Here is a 2,088-nt window from a genome sequence, read left to right on the forward strand (position 1 = left end):
GTAAAACCGGAAAAGGTAGCCTTGAAAAGCGGTATAATTTTATGTTTGATAGAGGTGGTCATGCGTCTGGTTTCAGTTTCTGAATCGCTTTTTGATACGGCAGCCACAAATCATTGGTTAGAATTTACCCAACGATAGGAATAAATTAAGTCTGCAGGTATAGCCGCTACCGCATTATCACGTATATTGGATTATCCTAATGCACACAACCTATGAACGTTAGACAATCACTTCTGCCTATGCTGCTGGGCATCGCCCTGCTGGTCGCCACTACCTCGCAGCCTGCTGCAGCGCAATCAGATCAGAAAGCCAAAGCCTTGGCGCAGAAAGTATAAATCCGTACATGAGAGCGCAAACAAAGTATAAGCCGATGCCACTCCGATCTATCCTAAAATCCTTGTTTTTGTGCCTGCTGCTCTTGCCGCTGGCCTGTACCCAATCCCCGGAAGAGAAAGCCCAACGTATAGCCCGAAAAATTATCGACAACATGGGCGGCGAAAAGGGCTGGAACGACACTCGTTACCTTGCCTGGACTTTTAACGACCAGTACCAGGTATGGGACAAACAGCAGAACCGCTACCGCTGGGAAATGGATAGCCTGGTCGCTATTCTCAACACCGAGACCAAAGAGGGCAAAGTATACGTAGCCGGCCAGGAGCTGCAGAACCCCGAGGAAAAGCAGCAGGTGCTGGAACGCGCCTATGGCGCCTGGATCAATAATGCTTACTGGCTCGTGATGCCCTTTAAGTTGCTGGACCCCGGCGTGAATCTGACTTATATAGGCGAGGATAAAACAATGGATGGCGCCCCGGCCGATGAGCTGGAAATGACTTTTGGAGAGGTGGGCCTGACGCCACAGAACAAGTATCACATTTGGGTAGACAAGGACCAGGGACTGGTGACGCAATGGGCCTTTTTCCGGAACCATGATGATACCGAGCCCACCTTTACCCGCCGCTGGAGCGATTACCGCGACTACGGAAGTATAAAACTGGCCAGCGACCGCAGCAACCCGGAAAGCGAGTTTAAACTGACGCATGTAGCCGCGCCGGCCTCCGTGCCCGATAAAGTTTTTAACAGCCCTACCCCCATCAACAAAGCAGGTATAAAGTAAGCTTAGAGCTTATCGACCGTAGCTGTCAGGCTGCCGCTGGCATGCACGATGGCTTGTATACCTGTCGGGGAGAGGTAAATCGTTTCGAGCACCAGTTCGTTGACTGCCCCGCGCAGCAGCACTGACTCGTGCATCCGCCCGGACTGATCTAAGGTATGCTGCAGCAGATTCCGTACATCCGTCAACTGACGCTGCACAGGTATATCCACCTCACTCTGTATCATCTCCTTGAATTTGTTTTTGGCCAGCCAGCTGGCCGTACTCAACAGCCTGTCTTTCGTGTCTAGGTCGTAGTCGATGTCGCGTAGCTTAATGGAAGCTGTCTGGGGATCGTAGTAGGGCGTGCCGCGCAGGTAGATCTTGCCTGTCAGCTTTTTGGTGAACAGGCCTGCTTTGGTTTTGCCGTCCACGTCCAGCATCAGTACCAGTTGTTCCCCGCCCGGCGTAATGGCGGCGTCTTTTACCGTTACCTGGCTTTTGCCGTCATCGAATGTATAGGTCTGGTTTTTGACCTGCTGCTGCAGCATACTGCTGGCATGAGCATAAGGTACCGTAGCCGTCAGGCCGATCTGTATATCGTCCCGCATGCGGTTGTCCAGGATCAGCCGGGGCAAGTTGGGGTTGATCTGTGCCTGCGGCTTGCCATCGGTGGTGACGTGTATGTAAGAAGTGATGCCCAGGCGCGTGTGCAGGCTGCCGTCGTGGGCATACAGGGGCGCCATGCGTACTTCCTGCGGCTCAACACGCAGCCAGGCGTTCAGGTTGTTGTCCAGCTTGACGGGCTGTTGCATTCGGGTCCAGGTATCGGCCACGTACTGCCGTATGTTCAGGCGGGACTGTATTTCCTTGTCCAGATGCCGGGCGATCAGGTTCATCTGCTGCTTGAGGGCAGGCTCTACAAAACGGGCCAGCCCGATCTTCAAGGGTCCCAGCTCGATATACGGCTTGGTGGTGCCCCACTCAAAGCTGCCACT

At 53.5% G+C, this 2,088-nt stretch carries 3 protein-coding genes; 2 read left to right on the forward strand and 1 reads right to left on the reverse strand.

The window, feature by feature from the left end:
• Positions 1 to 212: 212 nt before the first annotated feature.
• The gene (locus OB13_RS19225; protein ID WP_461491805.1) at positions 213 to 335 is read left to right on the forward strand and encodes a hypothetical protein; all 123 of its coding nucleotides are present in this window, start codon (positions 213 to 215) and stop codon (positions 333 to 335) included.
• 8 nt (positions 336 to 343) lie between these two features.
• Positions 344 to 1,114 carry a hypothetical protein gene (locus tag OB13_RS19230; RefSeq protein ID WP_461491806.1) on the forward strand — a complete coding sequence of 257 codons (771 nt, stop codon included), beginning with the start codon at positions 344 to 346 and terminating at the stop codon, positions 1,112 to 1,114.
• Positions 1,115 to 1,116: 2 nt separating this feature from the next.
• On the opposite strand, the gene OB13_RS19235 is transcribed toward OB13_RS19230, so the two are convergent.
• On the reverse strand, positions 1,117 to 2,088 hold a 972-nt coding region (locus tag OB13_RS19235; RefSeq protein ID WP_461491807.1), incomplete at its 5' end, for a DUF4403 family protein.

The sequence above is a fragment of the Pontibacter sp. HJ8 genome (assembly GCF_054824225.1).